30 protein-coding genes are annotated in these 24930 nt (G+C 71.0%); 14 read left to right on the plus strand and 16 right to left on the minus strand.

The window, feature by feature from the left end; genetic code table 11:
- Complete coding sequence (locus ABD679_RS06145) at window positions 1–1185, plus strand: BaiN/RdsA family NAD(P)/FAD-dependent oxidoreductase (protein ID WP_344759066.1); 1185 nt, start codon at window positions 1–3, stop codon at window positions 1183–1185.
- Window positions 1182–2441 carry a TIGR03862 family flavoprotein gene (locus ABD679_RS06150; protein ID WP_344759067.1) on the plus strand — a complete coding sequence of 420 codons (1260 nt, stop codon included), beginning with the start codon at window positions 1182–1184 and terminating at the stop codon, window positions 2439–2441. The genes ABD679_RS06145 and ABD679_RS06150 overlap by 4 nt, the downstream gene beginning before the upstream one ends.
- A gap of 49 nt (window positions 2442–2490) precedes the next feature.
- Here the strand turns inward: ABD679_RS06150 and ABD679_RS06155 are convergent, their stop codons facing one another.
- From ABD679_RS06155 to ABD679_RS06175, 5 genes are all read right to left on the minus strand, one after another.
- Window positions 2491–3381: a pseudouridine synthase gene (locus tag ABD679_RS06155; RefSeq protein WP_344759068.1), complete on the minus strand. Its 891-nt coding sequence runs from the start codon at window positions 3379–3381 to the stop codon at window positions 2491–2493.
- 19 nt (window positions 3382–3400) lie between these two features.
- Window positions 3401–4027: a hypothetical protein gene (locus tag ABD679_RS06160; protein ID WP_344759069.1), complete on the minus strand. Its 627-nt coding sequence runs from the start codon at window positions 4025–4027 to the stop codon at window positions 3401–3403.
- Between the two features lie 201 nt (window positions 4028–4228).
- Window positions 4229–4594 (minus strand): DUF6164 family protein, encoded by a 366-nt coding sequence (locus tag ABD679_RS06165; protein ID WP_344759070.1) that lies wholly within the window; start codon window positions 4592–4594, stop codon window positions 4229–4231.
- Window positions 4595–4638: 44 nt separating this feature from the next.
- Window positions 4639–5532 carry a GGDEF domain-containing protein gene (locus ABD679_RS06170; protein WP_344759071.1) on the minus strand — a complete coding sequence of 298 codons (894 nt, stop codon included), beginning with the start codon at window positions 5530–5532 and terminating at the stop codon, window positions 4639–4641.
- Window positions 5533–5698: 166 nt separating this feature from the next.
- Window positions 5699–6325, minus strand: coding sequence for an HD domain-containing protein (locus ABD679_RS06175; RefSeq protein WP_344759072.1), 627 nt, complete (start codon window positions 6323–6325; stop codon window positions 5699–5701).
- A 227-nt stretch (window positions 6326–6552) separates the two neighbouring features.
- On the opposite strand from ABD679_RS06175, the gene ABD679_RS06180 reads away from it, so the two are divergent.
- The 3 genes from ABD679_RS06180 (at window position 6553) to ABD679_RS06190 (ending at window position 7902) form a co-directional block, all read left to right on the plus strand.
- Window positions 6553–7245, plus strand: a complete 693-nt coding sequence (locus tag ABD679_RS06180) for a class I SAM-dependent methyltransferase (RefSeq protein WP_344759073.1) — start codon at window positions 6553–6555, stop codon at window positions 7243–7245.
- 2 nt (window positions 7246–7247) lie between these two features.
- Window positions 7248–7613 (plus strand): YkgJ family cysteine cluster protein, encoded by a 366-nt coding sequence (locus ABD679_RS06185; protein WP_344759074.1) that lies wholly within the window; start codon window positions 7248–7250, stop codon window positions 7611–7613.
- A gap of 91 nt (window positions 7614–7704) precedes the next feature.
- Window positions 7705–7902 carry a hypothetical protein gene (locus ABD679_RS06190; RefSeq protein ID WP_344759075.1) on the plus strand — a complete coding sequence of 66 codons (198 nt, stop codon included), beginning with the start codon at window positions 7705–7707 and terminating at the stop codon, window positions 7900–7902.
- Between the two features lie 23 nt (window positions 7903–7925).
- Here ABD679_RS06190 and ABD679_RS06195 read toward each other — a convergent pair whose 3' ends face one another.
- From ABD679_RS06195 to ABD679_RS06205, 3 genes are all read right to left on the minus strand, one after another.
- Window positions 7926–8270, minus strand: coding sequence for a zinc ribbon domain-containing protein YjdM (locus ABD679_RS06195; protein WP_344759076.1), 345 nt, complete (start codon window positions 8268–8270; stop codon window positions 7926–7928).
- Between the two features lie 63 nt (window positions 8271–8333).
- The gene (locus tag ABD679_RS06200) at window positions 8334–8522 is read right to left on the minus strand and encodes an oxidoreductase-like domain-containing protein (RefSeq protein ID WP_425561853.1); all 189 of its coding nucleotides are present in this window, start codon (window positions 8520–8522) and stop codon (window positions 8334–8336) included.
- A gap of 14 nt (window positions 8523–8536) precedes the next feature.
- Window positions 8537–8806 carry a DksA/TraR family C4-type zinc finger protein gene (locus ABD679_RS06205; protein WP_344759077.1) on the minus strand — a complete coding sequence of 90 codons (270 nt, stop codon included), beginning with the start codon at window positions 8804–8806 and terminating at the stop codon, window positions 8537–8539.
- Between the two features lie 144 nt (window positions 8807–8950).
- Here ABD679_RS06205 and ABD679_RS06210 point away from each other — a divergent pair, with 144 nt between their 5' ends.
- Window positions 8951–9253: a DUF2388 domain-containing protein gene (locus ABD679_RS06210; RefSeq protein WP_344759078.1), complete on the plus strand. Its 303-nt coding sequence runs from the start codon at window positions 8951–8953 to the stop codon at window positions 9251–9253.
- A 35-nt stretch (window positions 9254–9288) separates the two neighbouring features.
- Complete coding sequence (locus ABD679_RS06215; protein WP_344759079.1) at window positions 9289–11142, plus strand: DUF7844 domain-containing protein; 1854 nt, start codon at window positions 9289–9291, stop codon at window positions 11140–11142.
- Window positions 11143–11155: 13 nt separating this feature from the next.
- Here the strand turns inward: ABD679_RS06215 and ABD679_RS06220 are convergent, their stop codons facing one another.
- Entirely contained in the window at window positions 11156–11395 is a 240-nt protein-coding gene (locus ABD679_RS06220; protein WP_344759080.1) for a hypothetical protein, read from the minus strand.
- 112 nt (window positions 11396–11507) lie between these two features.
- Here ABD679_RS06220 and ABD679_RS06225 point away from each other — a divergent pair, with 112 nt between their 5' ends.
- Window positions 11508–12011, plus strand: a complete 504-nt coding sequence (locus tag ABD679_RS06225; RefSeq protein WP_344759081.1) for a YaiI/YqxD family protein — start codon at window positions 11508–11510, stop codon at window positions 12009–12011.
- A gap of 86 nt (window positions 12012–12097) precedes the next feature.
- Window positions 12098–12250: a hypothetical protein gene (locus ABD679_RS06230; RefSeq protein ID WP_344759082.1), complete on the plus strand. Its 153-nt coding sequence runs from the start codon at window positions 12098–12100 to the stop codon at window positions 12248–12250.
- Window positions 12251–12316: 66 nt separating this feature from the next.
- On the opposite strand, the gene ubiM is transcribed toward ABD679_RS06230, so the two are convergent.
- Window positions 12317–13528, minus strand: a complete 1212-nt coding sequence (gene ubiM, locus ABD679_RS06235) for a 5-demethoxyubiquinol-8 5-hydroxylase UbiM (protein WP_344759083.1) — start codon at window positions 13526–13528, stop codon at window positions 12317–12319.
- Window positions 13529–13714: 186 nt separating this feature from the next.
- Here ubiM and ABD679_RS06240 point away from each other — a divergent pair, with 186 nt between their 5' ends.
- Window positions 13715–14272, plus strand: a complete 558-nt coding sequence (locus tag ABD679_RS06240) for a peroxiredoxin (protein WP_344759084.1) — start codon at window positions 13715–13717, stop codon at window positions 14270–14272.
- A gap of 57 nt (window positions 14273–14329) precedes the next feature.
- Here the strand turns inward: ABD679_RS06240 and ABD679_RS06245 are convergent, their stop codons facing one another.
- The gene (locus tag ABD679_RS06245) at window positions 14330–15271 is read right to left on the minus strand and encodes a M14 family metallopeptidase (RefSeq protein ID WP_344759085.1); all 942 of its coding nucleotides are present in this window, start codon (window positions 15269–15271) and stop codon (window positions 14330–14332) included.
- Window positions 15272–15411: 140 nt separating this feature from the next.
- Between ABD679_RS06245 and ABD679_RS06250 the strand changes: the two genes are divergently transcribed.
- Window positions 15412–17085, plus strand: coding sequence for an EAL domain-containing protein (locus ABD679_RS06250; RefSeq protein WP_344759086.1), 1674 nt, complete (start codon window positions 15412–15414; stop codon window positions 17083–17085).
- Between the two features lie 279 nt (window positions 17086–17364).
- Window positions 17365–17655 (plus strand): hypothetical protein, encoded by a 291-nt coding sequence (locus tag ABD679_RS06255; protein ID WP_344759087.1) that lies wholly within the window; start codon window positions 17365–17367, stop codon window positions 17653–17655.
- Window positions 17656–17746: 91 nt separating this feature from the next.
- On the opposite strand, the gene ABD679_RS06260 is transcribed toward ABD679_RS06255, so the two are convergent.
- A complete protein-coding gene (locus ABD679_RS06260; RefSeq protein ID WP_344759088.1) occupies window positions 17747–18211 on the minus strand; it encodes an FKBP-type peptidyl-prolyl cis-trans isomerase in 465 nt (154 codons plus the stop codon).
- 200 nt (window positions 18212–18411) lie between these two features.
- Between ABD679_RS06260 and ABD679_RS06265 the strand changes: the two genes are divergently transcribed.
- Window positions 18412–19581: a DmpA family aminopeptidase gene (locus ABD679_RS06265; RefSeq protein WP_344759089.1), complete on the plus strand. Its 1170-nt coding sequence runs from the start codon at window positions 18412–18414 to the stop codon at window positions 19579–19581.
- Window positions 19582–19609: 28 nt separating this feature from the next.
- On the opposite strand, the gene ABD679_RS06270 is transcribed toward ABD679_RS06265, so the two are convergent.
- Genes ABD679_RS06270 through ABD679_RS06280 form a run of 3 tightly spaced genes read right to left on the minus strand, consistent with a single transcriptional unit; the run spans window position 19610 to window position 22784 of the window.
- Window positions 19610–20758: an ATP-grasp domain-containing protein gene (locus ABD679_RS06270; protein ID WP_344759090.1), complete on the minus strand. Its 1149-nt coding sequence runs from the start codon at window positions 20756–20758 to the stop codon at window positions 19610–19612.
- Window positions 20755–21945, minus strand: a complete 1191-nt coding sequence (locus ABD679_RS06275; protein ID WP_344759091.1) for a peptidase MATCAP family protein — start codon at window positions 21943–21945, stop codon at window positions 20755–20757. The genes ABD679_RS06270 and ABD679_RS06275 overlap by 4 nt, the downstream gene beginning before the upstream one ends.
- Window positions 21942–22784 (minus strand): N-formylglutamate amidohydrolase, encoded by an 843-nt coding sequence (locus ABD679_RS06280; RefSeq protein ID WP_344759092.1) that lies wholly within the window; start codon window positions 22782–22784, stop codon window positions 21942–21944. The genes ABD679_RS06275 and ABD679_RS06280 overlap by 4 nt, the downstream gene beginning before the upstream one ends.
- Window positions 22785–22992: 208 nt before the next feature.
- Between ABD679_RS06280 and ABD679_RS06285 the strand changes: the two genes are divergently transcribed.
- Entirely contained in the window at window positions 22993–24255 is a 1263-nt protein-coding gene (locus tag ABD679_RS06285; protein WP_344759093.1) for a serine hydrolase domain-containing protein, read from the plus strand.
- 10 nt (window positions 24256–24265) lie between these two features.
- Here ABD679_RS06285 and ABD679_RS06290 read toward each other — a convergent pair.
- Window positions 24266–24930: lipoate--protein ligase family protein (locus ABD679_RS06290; protein ID WP_344759094.1), on the minus strand; the 665-nt coding region annotated here is incomplete at its 5' end.

Raw genomic sequence — 24930 nt, forward strand, 5'->3', positions numbered from 1 at the left:
ATGGCCGAAGCGTTCGACGTCGTGGTGGTCGGCGCCGGCGCGGCCGGGCTGATGTGCGCGATGACCGCCGGGCAGCGCGGACGGCGGGTGCTGGTGGTCGAACACGCCAACAAGCCCGGCAAGAAAATCCTGATGTCCGGCGGCGGGCGCTGCAACTTCACCAACATCGGCACCGGCCCGGCGAACTTCCTTTCCGCCAACCCGCACTACTGCAAATCGGCGCTGGCGCGCTACACGCCCGCGGATTTCATCGCGCTGGTCGAGCGCCACGGCATCGCGTACCACGAGAAGGAACTGGGGCAGCTGTTCTGCGACGAGTCCTCCAAACAGGTCGTGCGCATGCTGCTGGACGAATGCGGGGCAGCCGGCGTGCGGATCGAGATCGGCTGCGGCATCGAGGATGTGCGGGCGCGCGATGAAGGCGGCTTCGCGCTGCGCACGGCGCGCGGCACGTTCCACGCGGAATCGCTGGTGGTCGCCAGCGGCGGGCTGTCGATCCCGAGCATGGGCGCCAGCGGCTTCGGCTACCGGCTCGCGCAGCAGTTCGGCCACGTGGTGCTGCCCACGCGCGCGGGACTGGTGCCGCTCACGCTCAGCGGCACGCACCTGGAGCGGCTGCAGGACCTGAGCGGCGTCTCGCTGCCGGTCGAGGCCTCGTGCAACGGGCAATCGTTCCGCAACTTCATGCTGCTGACCCACCGCGGCCTGAGCGGGCCGTCGATCCTGCAGATTTCCTCGTACTGGCAGCCGGGTGATGCACTGCGACTGGACCTGCTGCCCGGCGCAGATGCCGAAGCCTTCCTGCGCGCGCAGCGCCAGGCACGGCCGGCCGCCGAGCTCAGGACCGTACTGTCCGAACAGCTGCCCAAGCGCTTCGCCCAGCGCCTGTGCGAAGCGTGGCTGCCGAACCGCCCGATGCGCCAGTACGGCGAGCGCGAGCTGCGCGACATCGCCGCGCAGCTGCACCACTGGCCGGTCACCGCCAGCGGCACCGAGGGTTACCGCACCGCCGAAGTCACGCTCGGCGGCGTGGACACGCGCGAGCTGTCGTCGGCGACGATGGAATCCCGGCGCGTGCCCGGCCTGTACTTCATCGGCGAAGTCGTGGACGTCACCGGCTGGTTGGGTGGCTACAACTTCCAGTGGGCGTGGGCCTCGGGCCACGCCGCGGGGGAAGTCGCGTGAGCTCGCTGGCGGTGGTCGGCGGCGGGCCGGCGGGGCTGATGGCCGCGGAAGTCGCGCGCGCGGCGGGCGTGGAGGTCGACCTGTTCGAGGGCAAGGGCTCGGTCGGGCGCAAGTTCCTGATCGCGGGCAAGGGCGGACTCAACCTCACCCATTCCGAGCCGATGCCCGGGTTCGCAAGGCGCTACCGCGGGCGCGAGCGGGAAGTCGCGGGATGGCTGCGCGACTTCGACGCCGACGCATTGCGCGCATGGGCGCGGGGCCTGGGCGTGGAGACGTTCGTCGGTACGTCCGGACGCGTATTCCCGTCCGACCTCAAGGCCGCGCCGCTGCTGCGTGGCTGGGTGCGGCGGCTGCGCGACCAGGGCGTGCGCTTCCAGGTGCAGCACCGCTGGCTGGGCTGGGACGACGCTGGCGCGCTGCGCTTCGTCACGCCCGATGGCGAGCGCACGGTCCGTGCCGACGCCACCGTGCTCGCGCTCGGCGGCGGCAGCTGGCCGCAGCTGGGCTCCGACGGTGCCTGGCAGGAGGTGCTGCGCGGGCGCGGCGTCGACGTCGCCCCGCTGCAGCCGGCCAACTGCGGCTTCGATATCGGCTGGAGCGAACACTTCGCCGAACGCCACGCGGGTGCGCCGCTCAAGCCTGTGGTCGCGACCTGGCGCGACGCCGCCGGCGTGGAGCAGTCGCGCCAGGGCGAATGCGTCGTGACGCACACCGGCATCGAGGGCAGTCTGGTCTACGCGCTGTCGGCCGACCTGCGCGAGGCCATCGCGCGCGACGGCAGCGCCCTGCTCCACCTCGACCTCGCGCCCGGCCGCACCGCGGCGCGGCTGCGCGATGCACTGGCCGCCCCCCGGCGCGGCCGCAGCCTGGGCGAACACATCCGCCGCCACACAGGGCTCTCGGGCGCCAAGGCCGGGCTGCTGCGGGAAGTGCTGGACCACGACGCGATGCAGGATCCCGGCACGCTTGCGGCCACGATCAAGCGGCTGCCGCTGGCGCTGCACGCGCCACGCCCGATCGCCGAGGCCATCAGCAGCGCAGGCGGCGTGCGGATCGAATCGCTGGACGAGGCGCTGATGATTGCGCCGGGGCCCGGCGTTCCCGCCGGCACCTTCTGCGCCGGGGAAATGCTCGACTGGGAGGCGCCGACGGGCGGCTACCTGCTCACCGCCTGCTTCGCGAGCGGCAAGCGCGCGGGGGAAGGTGCGGTGGCGTGGCTGGCTGCGCGGGGCGCCGCGCCCGCCAGAGCACCATAGTCTTCGTCCGGCCCGTTTTTTCGCCGGATACGCGACCCGGACTGCGATCTCAGAGTTCGCGCCGGCTCGTGAACTCGCGCCGCAGCCCGGTCAGCGGGTCGACGAACGCAAGCCCGCGCGCCAGCAGCTTCAGCGGATGCGAGAAGTCTTCCACATCCGTTTCCAGAAGCCGCGGATAGACCGTGTCGCCGATGATCGGTGCGCCCAGCGCGGCCATGTGCACCCGCAGCTGGTGCTTCCTGCCGGTGACCGGTTGCAGGCGGTAGCGCCAGATGTCCTCGCTGCGGGCGATCACGTCGACGCGGGTCTCGCTGTTCGCCTCGCCTTCGACCTCGCACATGCGGAAGAACGGTTCCCCGCGCGCAAGCCGTGAACGGCGGACGCAGGGAAACGCAACGTCCGGCAGTGCCGGCGCCAGCGCCTCGTAGGTCTTGTCGATGGCGCGTTCGCGGAACAGTGCCTGGTAGCGCGCGCGGGTGCGGCGGCTGGCCGAGAACAGCACCAGCCCGGCGGTGGCGCGGTCGATGCGGTGCAGCGGCACCAGGTCCGCATTGCCCGACGTCCGGCGCAGGCGCGCGAGCAGCGTTTCGGCGACGTGGCGCCCGGCCGGCACCACCGGCAGGAAATGCGGCTTGTCGACCACCCAGAGGTCGTCGTCGGCGTGGAGCACGGTCTCGCGGAACGGGATCGGCGCCTCGCCGGCCACCTCGCGGAAGTAGCGCAGCTCCAGCCCGACGCGATACGGATCCGTCGCCGACAGCGCGCGTCCGTCGCGATCCTGCACCCTGCCGCGCGCGAACCGGTCCAGCCACTGCGCGCGGGGAATCGCGGGGAACCGCGCGCACAGGCCGTCGAGGAGCGTCGGCCAGTGGCCGGCCGGCAGCTGCAGGCGGCTCGCCGCCACGCCCGCATCGCCGTCCACGTGGCCGGCGCCAGTCACCGCGGGCGCGACGCCGCGCTCAGGACCCGGACTTGCCGCGGTACTCGGCCATGCCGCACAGGCCGACGTCGGTCGCCGAACCGGCCGGCAGTCCCTCACCGCTCAGCGCCAGCAGCTTGACCACCTCGACATCGCCGTCCATGACCCGGGCGATCGCCAGGTGGCCGGTCTTGAGCGTGCCGCACAGCGCCTGGTCCGGTGCATCGGTCGGCGGGGTTTCGTCGATCACGTGGCGCAATTCCACCTGCTGGCGTGGCTCGATCATCATCGCGTCGGCGAAGCGCGCATCGGCGGTGAAGCGGTCGTCGCCGTTGACCAGGGCCACGCGCTCGGTGCTGAAGCTGGCGCCGTTGGCGCCTTCGATCGCGCCGTCGGTGATGGTCAGTGCACCGGTCGCCGACTCGGCAACGGCGTTGGCCGGCGCGAATTCACCCAGTACAACCGCGCGCAGCGTCGGCGGCGCGGCGCGTTCGGCCGGCGCGGCCGTCGGGTCGTGCTGTGGAATCGCCGGCGGCGCCGGCGCGGTGTTCGCTTCCGGCTGGTCCGCGGGCGCGGACGCCGGTCCGCCCTGTGAACAGGCGGCAAGCAGCAGGACGGAGGCTGCGAGTATCGACAGCGCGAGGCTGCCGCGGTTGGAACAGGACATGGATGCGATCCCCGGGGATGCGATGGCGCAGTGCGCGACCGGTCATTTTAGGCGTGGAAATGTTCAACCGGCGTTAGCCGGCCCGTGCGCGCCGGCAGGTCCACGCCGCGCGCGACGCGCGGCACTGCTGGCGGACGCGGCACGTTGCCACGCCCCCGCTGCCTGCCCAACCCGGGGTTTGCCCGGATTGCGGAACCCAGCTCAATGGTGCAGCAGCCACACCGGCAGCGCGACCAGGCCGAGCAGGAACACGATCGCCAGCAGCGTCAGCGCCACCCGCAGCGGCTGTTCGCGGACGACGTCGGCGAAGGTCTCGGCGGTGCCGTCGCGCACGGCCTGCTCGTGCTCGGCGCGGACACGGGCCTGGCGCTGCTTCTGGTAGCCGGCCATCAGCCGCTTGGCCTCGGCGATGTCGGCGTCGTTCTCCACCCAGATCCCGCCGTGCGAAATCCCCCAGCGGCTGGGTCTGGTTTCGTAGAAGGCGATCGCGTTTTCCTCGAGGAACGCGCGCACGTCGGCCGCTTCGTCCTCGAGTACGTTGCGCAGGTTCAGCAGCAGTTTGGCCATGCGCCATTCTATCGTGCGGGGCTCGGCCCGCCGGCGCCGCGACGTCAGGCGCGGGAGGAACGGCCCGACGCAGGCTTGCGGTCCGCCGAGCCCGCATCCTGTCCGGGCCGGCCTTCACCCACGACCTGCAGCCGCGCCCGCGACCCGGCATCGCCCTCGAACACCGATACCCGGTTGCGCCCCTCGCGCTTGGCGGCGCCCAGCGCCTTGTCCGCGTGCGAGAGCATCCGCGCCAGGTCGTGGCCGGAGCGCGAGGATGCGGTCACCCCGAAGCCGGCGGTGACGATGAACCGTTGGCCGGTCGGCCGCGAATCCAGGCCCGCGATGCGCACCCGGCAGGCCTCCGCGACGCTCCGGGCGGCGCGCAGGTCGCGGCCCGGCAGCAGGATCGCGAACTCCTCGCCGCCGATGCGGCCGACGTGGTCGCCCCGCCGGCAAAGCGTCCGGCACTGTCCGGCGACCTGCCTGAGCACCCAGTCGCCGGTGTCCTGGCCGAAACGGTCGTTGATCGATTCGAAGCGGTCGAGGTCGAACACCACCAGCGCCACGTCCCCGCCCGTGCGCTCCGCCTGCAGCAGCGCCTGTGCCGATTGCCGGAGGAAGTGCTGGCGGTTGCCAAGTCCGGTCAGCGCGTCGGTTTCCGCCATGCGCCGCAGCGACACCTGCAGGCGCCGGGCCTTGAGTGCCCAGTAGCCCAGCGAACCGGCCAGCACCACCAGCAGCAGCACCAGCAGGCGCCGCGACTGGGCCTGCTGCCTGTCGACGCGCTCCTGCAGCGCGCCGGGCAGCCAGTCCAGGTCGAGCAGGCGCTGGCTGGACGCCACGTCCGCGGCATGGATCGCATCGGCCCCGTGCAGCGGCCGGCCGGGTCCGGAACCCGATGCAGCCTGGGCCATTGCCGCGCCGGAGAGCAGCACGGCCGCGACGACGTACAGCATGCACACGACCACGCGCCGCCTGCGGGCGCCGGGCATCGCGCCCCCGCCCATGCATGACACGCTTCCCCCCGCTGTCGCCATGGCGATCCCCGATTACCGGCCGGAATCTAGCAGTGGACCGGAGACCGCGCAAAACCGCCGCCGGGAGATGGCCCACGGCGGATCGTCAGCGCTTCTCGTTCACCGCGCGCCGCAGGTTGGCGCGGGCGCGGGCGTCGTAGCGTTCATGGAAGAAGTCGCTCAGGTAGATCCGCGGCCTGGCGAGCAGCGCCTTGAGGAAACGGCGGCGGTTGAGCCGGAACAGCCACGCCGGGACGGTGCCGCGGTATTCGGTGGCGATCCCCCGGTCGTAGGCGTCGAAGACCGCAGGTTCGGCGCCCAGGATCGCCATGTCGCAGTCCAGGAAATGGCGGGTGTCGTCGGCGACCGCATCGTCGCCGAAATCATCCGGCGCGAGCTTTCCGTGGCGCGCGGTCAGTTCGATCAGCATGGCCACGCGCGACGCATCGATGCCGGCGTCCGGCAGCCAGCGCGCGATCGCGGCGACGGCCATTTCCGCCGAACGCACCTCGTTGTCGCCGCGGCCGGCCTCGTACACGGCATCGTGGTAAAGCACCGCAAGGAAGGTTTCCACCGGCTGCGCCCAGCCGGGACCGGCGGCAACGTCGGCGTGGTGGCGCAGCACTTCGCGGACGTGGTCGAAGTTGTGGTACGCCCGCGGCGGCGTGGCGTACGCGGCTTCCAGCGCATCGGACTGGGCGTCGGGCAGGATCAGCGGCGCGGATTGCGGCATGGATGCGCACCAGGCGGGACGCCCCATCTTACGGCGCCACGCGCGCCGCGCCGGTGCGCGCGGCGATCCACGCGGCAGGTGGTAAAGCCCGCTTCAGGCCGATGGCGTAGCATGGCCGCGGCATCATGCTGTTTCGCGCGTTACGCCCGGCCGATTCCACGTCGCCGTCTCGCTCCCAGGTTCGCGCCGCATCCCCGCTCCCGGGATGCCCTCCACGGGGAGCGCCCATGCCGGGCTACGAGACCCATATCCGCACCCTTCGCCTGGGTGGCCACGACTACCGCATCCGTTCGCTGGTCGACCTGCAGCAGTTCGCCGATCCGGACCACCACGCGCAGCGCCTCGGCATTTCCTCCGCGCAATGGAGCCTGTTCGGCCACGTCTGGCCGGCCGGACGCCTGCTCGCCGAAGCCATGGCCACGCACGACATCGCGGGCAAGCGCATCCTCGAACTCGGCTGCGGCCTCGGGCTGGCGAGCCTCGTCCTGCGGCATCGCGGCGCCGACATCGTCGCCAGCGACTACCACCCGCTCGCTGAAACCTTCCTTGCCTACAACTCCGCGCTCAACGGCTTGCCCGCGGTGCCGTACCGCACCCTGCGCTGGGGCACGCCGAACGACAGCCTGGGCCGCTTCGACCTGGTCATCGGCAGCGACATCCTGTACGAGCGCGACCACGCGCAGCGCCTGTCCGCGCTCATGCACGAACACGCCCATCCGGTGGCCGAGGTCATGTTCACCGATCCGGGGCGCGGCAACAGCGCGCCATTTACCCGCGCGCTCGCCGCGCAGGGCTATGCGGTGTCGGAAATCCGCTGCCGGATGGACGAGCGCGACGTGGCGCCGTTCCGCGGGCGCCTGCTCCACTACTCGCGCGCAGGCGCCGCTGTCGCCACCGTGACTGCCGGGGCCACACTATGACCGTGGCGCGCGACACAGGCGGGGATCGCGACGCGGATTTCGATGGCGTCGACCCGTCCGTATCCTGCGACGCGTGCGACGCGGTCTGCTGCCGGCTGACGGTGGTGCTGATGCCGGAGGACCGCGTCCCGCGCCACCTCACCACCCGCACCGAACACGGGCTGGAGGTGATGGCGCGCGACGAGGAAGGCTGGTGCGTGGCCGTCGACCAGCACCGCATGTGCTGCTCGATCTACGAACAGCGCCCCGCGATCTGCAGGAAGTTCGCGATGGGCAGTGCGTACTGCCGCGACGAGCGCGCCACCTACCGCGCGCAGATGGCGAACGCGATCCCGCTGCAGCTGGTACCGCCGATAACACCGGGCTAACCCGGACTGGCGCACGCTCGCGGTTTGCGTGCGCCATTCCGCCACGACGCGGCGCGCGTGCCGCACACGCAGGACAGGAGCAGGCATCCGGATGGCCGACCAGAAGCAGAACCCCAGGGCCCGCATTCGCAGGAATACCCGGGAAAGCACCGACGCCGGCGCGCAGCGGCGATTGACCAGCGACCGCATTTCCGCCGACCTCGCGGCCTTCGAGAAGGCCGGCGGCCAGGTCGAGGTGCTGGGCGTGACCCGGGTGCTGAAGAAGGTGGACGAACCCGCCGCGGGCTGACGCCGCACGGGTTGCGGCCGGATTCAGGCCTTGCGCAGGAAGCAGGTCTTCAGCACCAGTCCCTTGATCTTGTCGGAGTTGCCTTCGATGTGCTCCGCATCGTCCTCGACCAGCCGGATGCCGCGGATCATCGTGCCCTGCTTGAGCGGGATCGACGATCCCTTGACCTTCAGGTCCTTGATGACCACCACGCTGTCGCCATCGGCCAGCTCGTTGCCGTTGCTGTCGCGCGGGCGCACCTGCGTGGCTGCGGCGTCGCCGTCACCGGACGCGGGCCACTCATGGCCGCACTCGGCGCAGACGAGGTTGTCGTCGTCGGGGTAGGTGATCTCGCCCTTGCACTGGGGGCACGGTGGCGTGGTGTCCATGACGGCGGCCTTGCTGGAAACGGCCGGTGATTATAGGTGCCCGCGACGCGCGCTTGCCGGGACTCAGCCGCCTTGTTGAAGCGCCTGCGCGGGGTCCTGCCCGGGATGGCGTTCGCGCCAGGCCGCGAGCTGCGCCTCGTAATGCGCCAGCTCTTCGGCATAGATGTCGAACACGCAGCGGTCGCAGCCGCTTTCGCAGCAGTCGAACGCCAGGGGTTTTTCCGGTGCGACCGGTGGCAGGTCGGGAGGCATGGCGGCCACGGCACTCAGCGCAGCTGGCTGTCCTTGCTGCCGCGCCGGTTGTAGCCGGCGGCCGACGCGCTGTTCTCGGCATCGCGCGCCTGCTGGCAGTCCACGCACAATCGCACGCCCGGTACCGCCCGGCGTCGCGCCTCGGGAATGTCCGCGTCGCACTCTTCGCAGTGCTTCAGACCCGGTCCCTGCGGGAGCTGGCTGCGCACGCGCTTGATCGCGTCCTTGACGGTCGCGTCGATCTGGTCCTGCACGGCGCCATCGCCTGCCCAACCGGTTGCCATGTCGCCTCCTGCAGCGCCGACGTATGAGGGAAATCAAGATATCGCGGTTCCCGCAGACAATATCAAGCCGGCGCGCCGCGGTGCATCGGCCGGTGCCGGCCGGTACCATGCAGGTCCGATTCCTCCAGCCCCGGACACTGAACGATGCCCCGACTGCGACTGCTCTGCGCCCTGGCCCTGTTTTTCGTCGCACCGGCCATGGCCGGCAGCTTTGCCGGCACCTCCGCCGGCGCTTCCTCGGCGGGCTCGTCGGCGTCCTCGGGAAGCACCTCCGGCTCCGACAAGGTCGTGTTGCAGGCGCGCGACGACGCGGCGGGATTCGTCGCCAGCGACGGACAGATCCGCGGCGCGATGCTGGAGGCCGCGCTGCGGCACCTGCGCGAAGTCGATCCGCGCGCGCGTGAGGCCAGCGACATGGCGCTGGCGCGGGCCATCCTGGCGCAGTGAGCCGGGGCGCCACCGGCGCCTGCCCGACTTTCCGCATGCGGCGCGCCGCGCCGTGGCTGGCGGCGTGGCTGCTGGCCTGCACCGCATCGCTGCACGCCGCGCCGCGTCTGCAGCTGCACGACGGTACGCTGACGCCACCGCAGGCCGCGGCCGCGCGGGAGATCCTCGATGAGGCCATGCAGCGCCTTCCCCCCACCTGGGCGGATGCGCTGGACCCACGCACCGTAGTCGAGTGGCGCGACGACCTGCCGCCCGATGTCCACGGCCGCGTGCGTGGCGACAGGTTGCTGCTGCGGCGCGCGCTGCTCGACGACTGGATCGCGCGTCCCGGCGACGCCGGCGATGACGATCCTGCGACCCGCGCCGCGCTGGCGGCCGTCATCCACGAACTCGCCCACGTCCACGACCGATCCCCGCATGGCCGGCTGTCTCGCGATCCGCGCCTGCTCGACCTCGCCGGCTGGCAGGTCGGCCCGCTGCGGTTCGGCCTGCGCCTGTCGCGCAACGCCTTTGTCGATCGCAGCCCCGACCGGTACGAACTCGAAAACCCGGCCGAATTCGTCGCGGTGAATCTCGAGCACTTCCTGCTCGACCCGGACTACGCCTGTCGCAGGCCGGCGCTGCATCGCTATTTCGCCGCGCATTTCGGCAGTGCGCCGCCGCAGGCCGACTGCGCGCCCGGCCTGCCCTGGCTGCAGCCCGATGCCGATGCCGACCAGCCGCCGCTGCTCGAACTCGACCCTGCGCGCGTCTACGCGGTCGACTACCTGTTCGCCGAAGGCAACGACCGCCCCATGAGCCGCTGGGGCCACGCCATGCTGCGGCTGGTGGTCTGCGCGCGCGGGCGCCCGCGCGGCCCGGACTGCCGCCTGGACCTGGCCGAGCACCGCGTGCTCTCGTTCCGCGCCTTCGTCGACGACGTACAGGTCTCCAGCTGGCGCGGGCTCACCGGCGACTACCCCTCGCGCCTGTTCGTGCTGCCGCTGCGGCAGGTGGTGGACGAGTACACGAAGGTCGAACTGCGCGGGCTGCAGTCGATTCCGCTGCGATTGTCCGGAGACGAGATCGCGCGGCTGCTCGAACGCGCCGCGCGCGTGCACTGGAGCTATGACGGCCGCTACCGCTTCATCACCAACAACTGCGCGGTCGAGACCTGGAAACTGCTGCACGACGGCGTACCGCGGCTGGCCGGCGAACGCCTGTCCAGCATCACGCCCAACGGCCTGCTGCGGAAACTCGCGCGTGCGGGGATCGCCGACACCGCGGTGCTCGACGACCCGGCAGCGGCGCTGCGCCTGGGCTACCGCTTCGCAGCGGCAAACGCGCGCTACCAGGCGATGTTCGACGTCGCCCGCAACGCGCTGGGGCTGCCGCAGCGGGGGGTCGAGGACTGGCTCGCCCTGCCCCCGGACCGGCGCGCGCCCTGGCTGGAACGCGCCAACCTGCGCGCCAGCGCCGCGCTGCTGCTGCTCGAGGAAGCCGCGCAGCGTCGCGAAGAGCTGCTGGCACGCGACGAACTCAAGCGCCTGCTGCCCGCTCGCGACGCGGCCGGCGAAGCATCGACCGGCGAAGCACGCGCGCACCTTCGCGCCGTGCTCGAACTCGAAGGCCTGCTAAGCCGCCCCGCCGCACTGCTGCCATCCGGCTACGGCCTGCCACAGCGAGCGGAGCGCGACGCGCTGGCCGCCGAAGCACTGCGGCAGACCGGGCACCTGCGCGAACAGGACCTGCGCCTGCGCGACGTGGCGCGCGCGCTGCTTCCGCCGCAGCGGCAGTCGCGGCTGGCGTCGATCGACGACAACCTCGCCCTGCTCGGCGAGCGGCTGCGCCAGCTGCACCGCGAAAGCGGTGGCCTGGAGCTGCAACCCCTGCAGCCGCAGCCGGATTGAACCGGGCGGCGTCTCAGCCGCTGCAGCCGCCGCAGCAGATCGACGGCAGCTGGCTGACGCGGTCACGATCCACCGGATAACCCGCCGCACCGAGCAGTTGGACCAGCTCCCGTGCGCTCACCGCAGCGGCCACGCGCATCACCGAGCCGCTCGGATCAACGTCGAGCACCGCGGCGGGATCGACGTCGCGGATCGCATCATCGACCGCCGCGAGATCAGGCACGGGGCCGTCGAGGTAGACATGGAACTCCATCGAAGCCTCCCGGGCAGGACACGACATCATCGTGCCGAGGCCCCGGCCACGGCGCGCTGATCCGGGTCAAGCCGCCGTCGATCCGCATGCCGCGCGCGTCCGATCCGTCACAATGGCCGCCCTTTCCCTGCCGGGCCCGCCACGCGTGACCGACGACGCCCCCCGCATCTGGGTCGATGCTGACGCCTGCCCCGGCGTGATCAAGGACATCCTGTTCCGCGCCGCCGAGCGCACGCGGGTACGGGTGACACTGGTCGCCAATCAGTGGCTGCGCACGCCGCCGTCGCGCTTCATCGACGCGCTGCAGGTGCCCGGCGGTTTCGACGTGGCCGACAGCGCGATCGTCGAGCGCGTCCGCGCCGGGGACCTGGTCGTCACCCAGGACATCCCGCTTGCCGCGCGCGTGCTTGAACGCGGTGCCGAAGCCCTCAATCCGCGCGGCGAGCGCTATACCGCCGACAACATGGCCGAACGGCTGTCGATGCGGAACTTCATGGAGGAATTGCGCGGCGCGGGCGTCCAGACCGGCGGCCCGGCCGCCTTGCACGCGCGCGACCGGCAGGCGTTCGCCAACCAGCTCGACCGCTGGCTGGCGGCGCACGCCGGGCGGGCCTGAGCACTGCCGCGCCATACCACGAATGCCCTCAGGGGCCGCATTTTTGCCAACCCGTACAATGGGTCACCCCGTATCGAGGCAGTTCATTGGCAAAGCCCAACTATTCGTTCGAGAAGCGCCAGCGCGAGATCGCCAAGAAAAAGAAGAAGGACGAGAAGGACGCGCGCAAGCGCGAAGCCCGCGAGGCTGCGCGTGGCACCACGTCCGGCGAAGACGCGGAGCGGAAAGACCAGGACTGAGCCCGGCCCGCGGCGTACCGCTCGTTCTCCGGACTCCCACGGCCACCAGGTCCCTTCCGGCCGGCGTCATGCGCCCGCGCGGCGTCGCCGCGACCGCCCGCCGTCATTGGCCGCAACCAGGCCGTCGACCACCATGCGCCTGAACGGCGGCAGCCGCGCGCCGGCGCCCAGCGCCAGCTTGCGCAGCACGCGCGCCGGCGGGCGGTCGTCGGTATACAGCCCGGCCAGCACCTGCGTCGCCAGGTACAGCGGCAGCGTCGCGGCACGGTGGCCGCGCTCGTAGCGCCTGAGCACCGACGGACTCCAGAACGGCACGCTGCCGTCGAGCGCCCTGCGCAGTCCGCGCGCCAGCGCGTCCTGACCCAGCAGCCCGAAGTTGAAACCGTGCGCGGTCACCGGGTGCATGCCCACCGCAGCGTCGCCGAGCAGCGCGACGCGGTCGGCGACGAAGCGGTGCGCGTACACGCCCACCAGCGGATAGGCGCAGCGCGGACCGGCCACTTCCATCGCGCCAAGGCGGTGCAGGAAGCGCTGCGCCATGTCCGCGCCCAGCGCCGCGTCGTCCCGTGCCAGCAGCGCCTGCATCTGCCGCGGCGGCAACGTCAGCACCACCGAAGAGACATGCGGATCGTGCAGCGGCAGCAGGGCCAGCGTCTGTCCTTCGCCGAACCATTCCCAGGCTGTCTGCGCATGCGTCGCCTCGTGCCGCATCCGCAGCACCAGCATGGTCTTGCCGAAATCGTGCATGCTCGCGCCGATGCCGGCCGCGCGGCGCGTTTCCGAGAACCGGCTGTCGGCGGCCACCACCAGACCCGCCCGCAGCGTCTCGCCGCCGTCGAGCGCGACCGCGGCGCCGTCTGCCGCAGCGCGCACCGAAGCCACTTTCACGCCCGCGTACAGCTGCACGTCGGGCAGCGTCGCGACTTCATCGAAGGCGGCGCGGCGGATCGCGTGGTTGGACAGCAGCCAGCCCAGCTGCTGCGCGCCCGCCAGCGCGGGACTGAAGATCAGCCCGTCGCGGTCCCTGCCGTCCAGCACCAATGCCTCGCGCAGCGTGCCGATGTGTTCGCCGTCGATCCGGTCCCAGAGCCCCAGCGACTGCAGCAGTTGCCGCGAGCGGTGCGTGATCGCGATTTCGCGCCCGTCGTCGGCCGGTGCCGCCAGCGCGGCCTCGTCCTGTCGCTCCACCAGCGCGATGCGCAGGCCGCTGCCGGCCAGCGAACGCGCGAAGCACAGGCCCGCCGGGCCCGCTCCCACCACCACGATATCGAACGCCATGCGTCGTCCTCCCGGGAATGAAGTCCGTACGCTGGGCTTGCCCGCCTCCGGCCGCGCTGATCCGGATCAAGCCGGGGCGCGTTGCAGGGGCCGGGCGGATACCTGGCTGCGCGCAGTGTATCCGCGACGGCTGCGCCCCGGTCATGGCACGCGGTGTATAACGTGCCCGTCCATCGGAGCCACGCCATGAAATTCCCCGCGAAAGCCATCATCTCCGCCGCTGCCCTCGTGCTCGCACTCGCCGCGCCAGCGTCCGCGGCGCTCAAGCCCGGCACGACCGCGCCCGACTTCAGCGCGCCGGCTTACCTCGCCGGCGAGCCCTTCACCTTCAAGCTCGCCGAGGCGCTGGAGAAGGGGCCGGTCGTGGTCTATTTCTTCCCCGCTGCGCACACGCCCGGCTGCAACCTGGAGGCTGCGCTGTTCTCGCAGGCGATCGACAAGTTCAAGGCCGGCCACGCGACCGTGATCGGCGTGACGGCGGGCAACACCGGCGAACTGGCCGATTTCTCGAAGGAAACCGAGCACTGCGGCGGCAAGTTCGCGGTCGCCGCGGACGAAGGCGCGAAGATCGCCGCGCAGTACGACGCGATCCTCGAAGGCAAGCCGGAGCTGTCCAGCCGTACGTCATACGTGATCGCGCCGTCGGGCGAGATCGTGCACGCATACTCGGACTCCAATCCCAACCGCCACGTCGCCGAGACGCTGGAGGCGGTCGAGGCGCTGGGAACGACGCGCGCGCCGTAACACGCAGGCTGCCGGGCATCCCCGTGGCAGCGGCGCCTTCAGCAGGGAAAACCCGCATCAACCCCCGCCGGCATCCCCGCCATGCGCCAGTGCGAAGTCGATCGCCGCGCGCGCCGCCGCCACCTGCGCGTCGTTGCATTGCTGCGGCGTCGCGCGCGCGCTGTCGGGATAGACCTCGGTGGTGGTCCGGTACGCCGCGCCGGTGATGCCGGCGCACAGGCCCAGTCGCACGACGTCGTAGTCGATCACGCCCGGGGCGACCACCGGCGAGCCGATGATCTCGCCGCTGGCATCGGCCGGCGCGATGTGGGTGACCTGTGCCACCGCCTCGATGATCGCCTGCTGGAACGCAGGCCGCGGATCGGCGCTGTCGCCGACCAGGTAGAAGCCGTCGGGGATCTCGCCCGGTTCGAACGGCTCGCCGTCGCGCGCGGCCAGCGCCGGGCGGAATTCGGACTCGTCGCTGTCGGTGGTCTCGTGCAGGTCGATGTGCACGAGGAAGCGCCCGCGCAGCGGCGCGACCAGTTCCATCAGCGCCGCGCTCTCGCCCGCGGGCGTGCCGGCAAAGAACGACCGGTTCGGGTCGATCGCCTGCGGATTCCAGCGCTGGATGCGCTCGTAGGCCCACGGGCTGACGCAGGGCGCCACCAGCAGGTTGATCCGGCCGGCGTAGTCCCCGCCGTGGCGGTCGACGAACTGCAGCGCGCCGTGCACGCCGCTGGTCTCGTAGCCGTGCACGCCGCCGGTGACCAGTGCGCACGGCAGGGCGTCGTCCCAGTCCCGGCCGCGGATCGCCAGCAGCGGGTAGCTGCCGTCGGGCGCGTAGTCCAGGCGGCCGTATTCGGACACCTCGAAGCGCGCGCGCAGCGGTTCGATCGCCGCCAGCACTTCGTCGGCGTAGCCACGCCTGCGCGACTGCCTCGCGCGCCACTGCGCCTTTTCCGCCTCACCCCAGGGGCGTCCGGGGGTACCGATCTGTTCCTGTGTCTGGCCGCTCATTGCGTTGCTGGCTCCGCGCGTTCCGTGGATTCGCGGGCCACTGTAACAATCGCGCCGTCCACGGCCACCACCCCACGCAACGGCCCGGCGTGCTAAAGATGGAGTTTCCGCCCAACCGGGAACGGGAAGCCATGAGGCCCTTGGGGAAGGGATGGGAGCATGGTCGCGGGGCACTGGCCCGTCTTGCGGGATGGTGCCTGGCGGCGTGCCTGCTGGCCGCACCCGCCGTGGCCGGCGGCGATCCGCCAGCCACGCTGCGCATGGGCGGCGATGCGCACTACCCGCCCTACCAGTTCATCGACGCGGAAGGCCGCGCCGACGGCTTCGACGTGGCGCTGGCGCGCGCGCTCGCGCGTGACATGGGCATGGAGCCACGCTTCGAACTGGGCGAATGGGACGTGGCGCTCGAACGCCTCGAACGCGGCGAGATCGACATCGTGCCGATGTTCTGGTCCGCCGAACGCGAGCAGCGTTTCCAGTTCACCCAGCCGATCATGCTGCGCCACCACGCGCTGTTCGGGCGCCGCGGCACACCGACGCTGCAGTCGCTGGACGAGCTGGCGAACGCACGCGTCGCCGTGCAGCACGCCGGGCTGGCCTGGGAAGCCCTGCGCACGCAGGCCGGTCCCGGGGTCGTGCTGGTCGAGCAGGAGGCCGAATCCGATGCCCTGCTGGCCGTCACGCGCGGCGAGGCCGACTACGCACTGGTGCCCACCGGCATCGGCTACTACGCGATCAGCCAGCAGCGCCTGCACGACGTGATCGCGCTGAGCCCGCCGCTGCTGGAGCGCAAGTACGTGTTCGCCACCCGCCTGGGCCGCAACGACGACCTGGTCGCGCGCATCGACGCCTCGCTCGAGCGCATGCGCGCCGACGGGGTGCAGAACGACCTGTACGTGGAATGGATCGGCAACCTCGCCCGGCGCGACCGGGCGCCGTGGGCCGCGATCCTGGCCGGACTGGCGGCCGTCCTCGCGCTCGCAGCGGTCGCCATCGCCTGGCGGCGCAGGCGCCGGCCGGCCGTGGTCGCGGCGTCGAGCGACCCTGAACTGCTGGCCGACCTGGAAGCGGCCATCGAAAGCGGCCGCCTGGACTTCGCGTTCCAGCCCAAGGTCGACCTGCGCAGCGGCCGCTGGCTGGGCGCCGAACTGCTGGTGCGCTGGAACCACCCGGAACACGGCCCGATCGCGCCGGAAGACTTCGTCCCGATGGCCGAACAGGCGGGGGTGATCGGCGCGATGAGCGTGCACCTGGTGCGCTGCGGCCTGGCGCAGCGCCGCCGCTGGCCGGCGACCGAGCCGCCGCTGCACGTGTCGGTCAACGTCTCGGCCAACGATCTGGCCGACCCGCGGCTGGTCGACGCGATCATCGAGGCCTGCCCGGGCGCCGATGCGGGACTGATGCTGGAAGTCACCGAAACCGACGTCATGCGCGAACCCGGGCGCGTGGCCGATGCCCTCCCGCGCCTGCGCGCCCACGGCATCCGGATCTCGGTCGACGACTTCGGCGCCGGGCACTCGTCGCTGGTGAACGTGCGGCACCTGGCACCGGACGAGCTGAAGATCGACCGTTCGTTCGTCACCAACCTGCTGGCCTCGCATTCCGACCAGGCCATCGTCACCGCGATCATCGGCCTGGCCCACGAGCTGGGCGCGACCGTGGCCGCCGAAGGCATCGAGGACCCGGCGACCCGCCAATGGCTGGCCGATGCCGGCTGCGACGCCGGCCAGGGATTCGGCATCGCCAGGCCCATGACGGCGGACGAATTCGCCACCCTGCTGAACGTCGGCCAGGCCGGCAGCGGCGCCGGATGACCCGCTGTGTACGCCGAAAACGGTTCAAACGCGCTAAATAGCGCGAAATTCGCTGAAATTGGGTGCATATAACATCATTTTTACGGTGGTTAGCGTAGTCTTAACACACCCTCCGTCCACCCCGCCGCTACGGTCGCGGCAGCTTTGCGCGCACGGCGCCCGGGCAGGATGGAGCCACCGACGGTCCCGGCAGCCCCGCTTCGGCAAGGCGTCCGGAGGCCCTCGCCGGCGCGCAACGCATCACTGCGCCGCCAAAGGCGAACCAGCACAGGAGATGACATGCCCCGCAAGGCCACCAAGGCAACCACCAAGCGCAACACCACCTCCCACCTGTCCGCCCGTCCGGCCAAGGGCCAGGACGTGGGCCGCAACCTCACCAGCGACGCCATCGCCGCCGACATCCAGGCCTTCCGCAAGCAGGGCGGCCGGATCGAGGTCTTGGGCAACACGCCGCTCAACCGCGTGAACGTCACCGCCTTCCGCTCCAAGGGCAATACCCAGCAGAAGCCGGCCGCGGCCACCAAGCAGGCTGCTCCCAAGGCTGCTCCCAAGGTCGCCGCGCAGCGCTGACCTTGCGGCCACGCCGTTACCAAAACGGGCGCCCCAGGGGCGCCCGTTTTGGTAACCGCCCGCCACGTCCCGTGGCGGGGCTGCGCGCGCCCTAGGCTTTGACGCGGCCTTCCTGCTTTTCTTCCTCCGACGCCTCGCGCACGTCGGCGACCTTCACGTCGAAGTGCAGGTTGCGGCCGGCCAGCGGATGGTTGGCGTCGATCTTGACCTGCTCGTCGCCGGCCTCCACCACGGTCACCAGCATCGGGCCGCGCTCGCTGCGGGCCTGGAACTGCATGCCCGGCTCGACCTTGTCCACGCCCTGGAACGCGGTGCGCGGCACCACCTGCACCAGCTGTTCATTGCGCACGCCGTAGGCGTCTTCCGGCTTGACGTCGACTTTCAGCGTGTCCCCCGGCTGCTTGCCGGCGAGCGCCTTCTCCAGGCCGGGGACGATGTTGCCGGCGCCGTGGAAGTACTGCAGCGGCTGCGCCTCGGGCGACTTGTCGATGACCTGGCCGTCGTCGCCGGTCAGGGTGTAGTGGATGCTGGCAACGCGCGCATCGGCGATCTCCATGGGGATCTCCTTGGAATCAGTGGAAGGAAGGGAGTGAGACACGGGAAACGCATCGGTGGACTCACGATGCGACGGATGTGTCACGGCCCCACCTTAACGACCGCGCGGCGGGCACGCAAACCCGGGCACGCGAACCGGCGCGGCAGCGCGGCGATCTCCGGTATGGTGTGGCGCCACGCGCCCCTGCCCGGAAACCGCCCATGACCGCACGCCTGCTTGCCGCCGCCCTGCTGCTGTCCGCCTGCCTGCCCGCGTGCGCGCAGCACGCGAACCTGCGCGACCACGGCATCGCCATCGGCGTGCTGCCCACCGGCCAGTGGAACGCGATCACCGACGTCCCCGGCGTCACCGTCGGCCAGAAGACGCTGGTCCGCGGCGACGATGTACGCACCGGCGTGACCGCGATCCTGCCGCACCCGGGCAACATCTTCCGCGACAAGGTCCCGGCCGCGGTCTACGTCGGCAACGGATTCGGCAAGCTGGCCGGGAGCACGCAGGTCCGCGAACTCGGCAACATCGAAACGCCGATCGTGCTGACCAACACCCTCTCCGTTCCGGCCGCGGCGGACGCGCTGATCGACTACACGTTCTCCTTCGCCGACAACGGCGACGTGCGCTCGGTCAACCCGGTGGTCGGCGAAACCAACGACGGCTACGTCAACGACATCCGCGGGCGCCACGTCAGCCGCCAGGACGTGCTGGACGCGATCGCGTCGGCGCGCGGCGGCGCGGTCGAACAGGGAAACGTCGGCGCCGGCACCGGCACGATGGCATTCGGCTTCAAGGGCGGCATCGGCACCTCGTCGCGCAAGCTGCCCGCCTCCCTGGGCGGCTATACCGTCGGTGCGCTGGCGCAGACCAACTTCGGCGGCGTGCTCAGCATCGACGGCGTGCCGGTCGGCAAGGCGCTGGGCAAGTACTACATGAGCGACGAGCTCAATGACTCGCCCGACGGGTCGTGCATGATCGTCATTGCCACCGATGCGCCGCTGGACGCGCGCAACCTGGAACGGCTGGCCAAGCGCGCGATGCTCGGCCTGGGCCGCACCGGCGGCATCGCATCCAACGGCAGCGGCGACTACGTCATCGCCTTCTCGAGCAACGAATCGGTGCGCGTTGCGTACGAGTCGGACAGCGACCTCCAGCAGACCAGCGTGCTGCGCAACGACGCGATGTCGCCGCTGTTCATCGCCGCCATCGAGTCGACCGAGGAAGCGATCCTCAATTCCCTGTTCCAGGCCGACACCATGACCGGCCGCGACGGCCACGTCGCCACCGCGCTGCCGGTCGATCGCGTGCTGTCGATCCTGGAGCAGCACGGGCGCGAGGTTTCACGCCCGGCGCCCGACGCCACCGCCCCCGCACAGTAGTGCGCGGGCGCCGCGCGGGCACGCCCCGCTACATCATGGCCAGCTCGGTGTTGGTCAGCGTCCGTTCGTACTGGTCGCGCAGGCGGACCTTGCGTTCGAGGTCGCCGATGATGACTTCGCTGAAGCCGATCCCGGTCAGGTCGTCGACCATGTTGATGCCGCCCGGGGTATCGACGTTGATTTCCATCATCTTGTCGCCGGCGATGTCCAGGCCGGCGAAATACATGCCGTCGCGGATCAGCTTGGGGCCGACGATCTCGGCCAGCAGCAGCGCGTCCCCGTCCGGCTCGGCCATTTCGTACTTGCCGCCGGCGCTGATGTTGCTGCGCGCGTCGCCGCTGTCGCTGTAGCGGCGCAGGCAGGCGTAGCGGCCCTCGACGCGCAGCGGGCGGCCGTTGAGCATCAGCAGGCGCAGGTCGCCCTTCGCCGCCTCCGGCAGGTATTCCTGCACGATCGCGTAGCCGTCGCGGGTCACCGCCTCGATCATCTGGTTGAGGTTGCCCTCGCTGTCCGGGGTGATGACGAACACGCTCTGCCCGCCCGAGCCCTGCAGCGGCTTGATCACACCGTAGCCGTCGTGTTCGGCGATGAAGGCGCGGATCTCGTCTGCGTCGAGGGTGATGCAGGTCACCGGCCTGACCCGTTCCGGGAAGTGCTGGAAATAGGTCTTGTTGGCCGCGTCGGTCAGGTGCACCGGGTCGTTGAGCACGATCACGTGCCGCAGCGCCGCCAGCTGCGCGAACAGCAGGCCGCTGTTGGGTGCCCAAGGCCGGTCCTCGACCTCCTCGGCCGGGTCGCTGCGCAACATCAGCACGTCCAGTTCCTCAACCTCGATCCACTCGCGCTTCGCATCGTCGGCCTGCAGGTCCGCCAGCAGCGCAGCGTCGTCGTCGTAGGACTTCCTGCGCGGGATGCAGGCGTGTGCGCGGACGCTGCCGCTGGCGTGGTACATGAAGCCGTCCAGCCCCACCAGCGCGACCTGGTGGCCGCGGTCGATCGCCACCCGGGCCAGGCGGATGGTGGTGTAGTTGTCCTGCTCGGTGGCCACGTCGTTGACCACGAAGGCGAGCCTGATCGGACCGGCCTCGCCGGCCGTGCGCTTGTTCGCCCCCTTCTTCGCGGGCGCGGACTTGCCGGCCCTGGACGGGGTCCCGGTCTTGCTGCGGGCGGAAGTCATGCCTGTGGCTCCTTGTGGTAGAGATCGATCACCGACAGCGAACGGCATTCATCCAGCCGGTCGCTCTCGGCGAGCGTTGCGTAATAGCGCGGCAGGGCGTCGGGCGCGGTGACCCAGCCCTCCTCGACCAGCTGGTCCAGCACCACGCGGTGCGACAGCGCGAACTTGCCGATGAACAGCAGCGCGAAGTTGCCGCCCTCGCGCAGGTAGTGCACCAGCTCGCGCAGGCCGCGCAGGTACACTGCGTCCTTGGTCAGGCCGCCGCCGCGCAGCGCGCGCACGGTGACGTCGAAGGCATCGTCGGTCGGCAGCCCGTGCGTGCGGTGGAGCACGTCGAAGATCGCGGCGGCGCCCTCGCGATGGATCGCCATCTGCGCCGCCACCACGCGCGCGGCGAGCATGCGCAGCCGCGCGCCGGGCAGGAAGCCGCTGAGATATTCGGCCAGCACCCCCAGCCCTTCCTGCAGCGGGTCGTAGTGGGCCAGCCCGACTTCCAGCTGCCGCAGCGCCTGCCGGCTGCCGTTGTGGCGGGTGACGATGTGGGTGCCCATTTCGTGCTGCAGCAGCGGCTGGATGCGCGCGCGCGGGACACGGATATTGGCGTCGATGTAGAACTTGCCGTGCGAGACCATCATCAGCGAGCTCAATTCCTGGCTGGCGACGATCTCGCAGTCGAATCCCGGGCAGCGCTCGCGGTACCAGTCCAGCTCGCCCTGCGCAGCATCGAGCACTTCGTCGATGCCGGCGTCGGCTTCGAGCGGCGCGTCCGGGCCGACGCATTCGAGGATCTCCCGCGCCAGCGTGAGCAGCGACGGCGACACGTCGCCGAACAGGTCGAGGCTGGCGTTGATGAAGCCGTCGGTGCCGCGCAGCCGGACCAGCTCGATCTGGCGTTCGAGCTCGCGCTGCTTCTCGGCCAGCAGGCCGGACAGCAGCGGCGATTCGATCGCGTCCACCGGCAGCGCCAGCAGGCGCTCGCGTACGTCGTGCAGGTCCACGCTGCGGTCGAGATACTGCAGCGGCGGCAGGGCCCTGCGGCCGCTGGCCTCGAAGGCGTCCCACAGTCGGTCGATGCCGACGGGATTGAGCGCCAGCAGCCAGTCGATTTCCGCGTCCAGGCGCACCAGCGCCTCGTCCACCGCGGCGGCAACCGGAGGCAGCGCCCTGCAGGCAACCGCCCCGCTCACGGCAGGAACCCGCCGCGCACGGCGGCCACCGCGTGTTCCAGTCCGTCCCGGAAGTCCTCCAGCGCAGCGATGTCCAGCTGGCCGGTCCACTCGTCCATGTGGATCTTCTTGTACTCGGGCGAGATCGTGCAGACCCGGTCGCCCCACTTCGCGTACACCCATTCCGGGAAGTGGCCGCCGGTGGGATAGCGGACGTTGTTGCGCACGTCCGGCGCGCGGCCGGCCACCGGCGCCTGCCGCAACACTTCGGCGAAGCGGCGCGCGGTGTCGCCCCAGCGCGAGGCGTCGAGGGTGGTGACGCCCAGTTCGATGTCGGGGTTCCTCGCGGGATCGGCCGGGTCGGCGTCAGCACCGTCGCGGCGGTAGTTGTAGCTGTGGATGTCGAGCAGCAGCACGCAGCCCCAGCGCGCGACCAGTGCGTCGACCAGCGCGGTCATCATCGCGTAGAAGCGGTCGTGCGCGGACAGCGAAAGCGCCCGCTCCTCCTCCGGCAGCGGCCCCTTCCAGAACCGGATGCCCCAGGTGTCGGCGGGATCGGTGGACAGCGCCTTGTCGCGCGGCCGGTTGAGGTCGACCTGGAAGCGCGAGTTGCGCACGCGCAGGCGCACGTCGCCGACGGAGGTCAGCATGCCGGTGAACGGGTCCTCGTCGCGGCGGCGGTCGGCTTCGTCGATTGCAAGATGCGGCAGCAGCGAGCGACGCATGCGGTGGCCGTCGTGGATGGCGGTCGCCACGACCGGGCCGTTGCCGAGCACCAGGTCCCAGTCGTCGCACTCGCGCAGCTGCACCAACCGCTGCGCATCCCCGAACCAGGCCGATGCATCGTTGTCGTGGGTCATGGCGACTGATGGTCCCACCGCAGGTATGAGCGACCCGTGAGAAGTGCAGCCTGGCGTGAACACGCGCTTCAGCTGCGTGCGCCTGCCGTTAATCAAACGTGTTCGTGTAACCCGTGCGCCGCCCGTTGCGGGGCTCGCCGGCCTGTGCCGGAAGCCGGCTGTCGATCCCATCTCTGCACGCATCGCGCGCTGCCGATACGATGCAGCGATGAACAGACTCCCGCTCGCTCTCGCACTCCTCATTCTCGTGCTGACCCCCGCCCTCGCCGCCCGGGCCAGCGAGCCCGCCGCCGCCGTGCGCGTCACCTTCGACCGCGACGGGATTACGTCAAGCCAGGCCTGGGGCGTCGCCGACAAGGCGACCGGCCGCCGCGTCACCGCCGGCGACCCGGTGCGGGTGGCGTCGATTTCCAAGCTGGTCACGACGATCGGCGTGCTGCGGCTGGTCGAGGCGGGCAAGCTCGACCTCGACGCGGATGCCGGCGACCTGCTCGGCTTTCCGCTGCGCAACCCGGCATTCCCCAACGTGCCGGTCACCCTGCGGATGCTGCTCTCGCACCGCTCCAGCCTCACCGACGCGGCCGGCTACTGGCAGACGCCGCTGGGCGGGCAGGTGCGCGACATCCTCGACGACCCGCGCGCCTGGGACGGCGAGCACGCGCCGGGCAGCTGGTTCCGCTACACCAACCTCAACTTCCCGCTGGTCGCGCAGATCATGGAACGCGCCACGGGCGAGCGTTTCGACGAACTGATGCAGCGCCTGGTGCTGCAGCCCCTCGGCATCGAAGGCTGCTTCAACTGGGCCACCTGCAACGACGCGGCCGTGGCGCGCGCGGTGGTGATCTACGACGGCGACGGCAAGCCGAACAAGGACGACCTGCACGGCGCGCGCCCGGCATGCGCGGTGACCGAGGCGACGGACGGCAGTTGCGACCTGTCGCAGTGGCGCCCCGGCGATAACGGCGCGCTGTTCTCGCCGCAGGGCGGGCTGCGCATCTCCGCCAACGGGCTGGCGCGGATCGGGCGGATGCTGTTGAACGACGGCGAGCTGGACGGCGTGCGCCTGCTCTCGCCCGCCTCGGTGCAGGCGATGGCCACGCCGCTGTGGCAGTTCGCGCCCGGCAAGGGGCTGACCTACGAGGAAGACACCGGCGATGTCGGCGACGGCTTCTTCTGCCGCTACGGCATGGCGGCGCAGACCCTCGCCACGCCGGTGGAAGGCTGCCGCGACGATCCGTTCGGCGACGGCATCGCGCGCGTCGGCCACTCGGGTTCGGCCTACGGCCTGGAGTCCGGGCTGTGGCTCGACCGCGACGGCGGCAACGGCGTGGCCTGGTTCCTCACCGGCATGCCGGGCGACCGCCTTGGCGGCTGCTCGGCCTTCAGCGCGGCGGAGGAAGCGCTGGCGCATGGCGGAGATCCGATGACTGCCTCGGCATGCAAGGGATCGGCCGCATCGCCCACCGACTGACGCGGCCGGTTCAGGGCAGCAGCGACGTCCATTCGGGCGTGGCGAATTTGTCGCGCGCCAGCGCCTGCGCGCGCGCCAGTTCATCCGCGCGCAGGGTGTCGGGCTGCAACCCGTGGCGATCGCGGAAAGTCTCCACCATGCGTTCGATCACCGCGTCGCGCGGCAGCCCGGTCTGGCTGCGCAGCGGATCGACGCGTTTCTGCGCGCTCGTGGTGCCCTTGTCGGACAGCTTTTCGCGTCCCACGCGCAGCACCTCCAGCATGCGCACCGCATCGATGTCGTAGGCCATGGTGACGTGGTGCAGCACCGCGCCGCCGCGCCGGGCCTGCGCCGCGCCGGCGATCTTGCCGGCGCTGGAGGTGATGTCGTTCAACGGCTGGTACCAGGCGCGGATGCCCAGCGTGCCCAACGCCTCGATCGTCCACTGGTCCATGAAGGCATATGCCTGTTCGAAGGTCATGCCGTCGACCAGCGTCAGCGGCGCGACGATCGAATAGGTGATGGTGTTGCCCGGCTCGATGAACATCGCGCCGCCGCCGCTGACGCGGCGGACGACTTCAATGCCGTGGCGCCCGGCGGCCTCGGCGTCAACTTCGTTGCGCAGCGACTGGAAGCGGCCCATCACCACGGCCGACGACGCCCACTCCCAGATCCGCAGCGTCGGCGGGCGTCGCC

This window comes from Luteimonas lutimaris (genome assembly GCF_039537065.1).
In the GTDB taxonomy this organism is placed as follows: domain Bacteria; phylum Pseudomonadota; class Gammaproteobacteria; order Xanthomonadales; family Xanthomonadaceae; genus Luteimonas; species Luteimonas lutimaris.